Annotated in this window: 1 protein-coding gene; it reads right to left on the reverse strand. The window is 69.9% G+C overall.

What is annotated here, in order from left to right:
• Positions 1 to 1,101, reverse strand: a 1,101-nt coding sequence (locus U9980_RS00645) for a sensor histidine kinase (protein WP_322766257.1), incomplete at its 3' end; no start/stop codon positions are given.
• Between the last annotated feature and the right edge of the window lie 11 nt (positions 1,102 to 1,112).

The raw sequence follows: 1,112 nt of genomic DNA on the forward strand, positions 1-1,112 counted from the left end.
TATATCGCCATCTACCTCGATTTCGCCACCGACATCGGCGCCAGCCCGCAACAGGGGCAATCTGATCGTGAAGGTCGACCCGGCACCTTCGGAACTCCACACACTGACGCTTCCCCCGTGGTTCGTCGCGACGTGCTTGACGATCGCGAGCCCGAGCCCCGTGCCCCCCGTCTGGCGGGAACGCGCCGGGTCGGCACGGTAGAAGCGTTCGAACACGCGCTCCAAGTCCCGTTCGGCGATCCCGATACCTTCGTCGGCGACAGACAGCTCCACCGTGTCGCCCGCCCGTCGAACCCCGATGACCACTCGGGTGCCCGTCGGCGAGTAGCTCACGGCGTTGTCGAGCAGATTCGCCAACGCCGTTGCGAGCTGCCCCTCATCCCCGCTGACGGCGAAGTCGCTGTCACCGATCACCGCAATGGTGATCTCGCGGGCCGAAGCGGTCAGCCGGGTACGGTCCAGCGCCTCGGCCAGCACCGCCGAGACCAGGACCGGGCGCAGGTCGGGCATCGGGTCCGCACCCTGCAGCCGGGACAGGTCGATGATCTCCTGGACGAGACGCGCGAGCCTGGAGGACTCACGCGTCATCCGGGAGGCGAAACGCCGGACGGCAACCGGGTCGTCGCTGGCGACGGCAACCGCCTCGGCTAGCACATGGAGTGCGCCGACCGGGGTCTTGAGCTCATGACTGACATTGGCCACGAAGTCCCGGCGGACCGCCTCCACCCGGCGGGCCTCGGTGACGTCGTCGAGAATCACGGCCACGTGGCCGTCCGAACCGAGGCGCAGGGTGCGAGCCCGCACGGCGAACGCCTCCTGATCAGGACGCGGACGGGTCAGCGGCGGCTCCGGACGCGGTGGCAGACCGAGCTGGCGGTCACGGTCGACGCCGTCCGCGCGGGTCTGTCCGGCCAGATCAGTCAGCTCGTCGAGAGCCAGGCGGCCGGCGTCAATCACACCCATGGTCCGAGCAGCCGGGTTGGCCAGCACCACGGCACCGTCCGCGTCCAGCACGACCAACCCGGATGGCAGGCCGTCGACCAGGCGCCGGATGAGCCGGGACGGCAGGGCCGGCTGTGGGGCTGCCGCTCCAGGGGTCACCGAAGCAGGGG

Origin of the sequence: Protofrankia sp. Cr1, from assembly GCF_963555865.1 — a bacterium.
Taxonomy (GTDB): domain Bacteria; phylum Actinomycetota; class Actinomycetes; order Frankiales; family Frankiaceae; genus Protofrankia.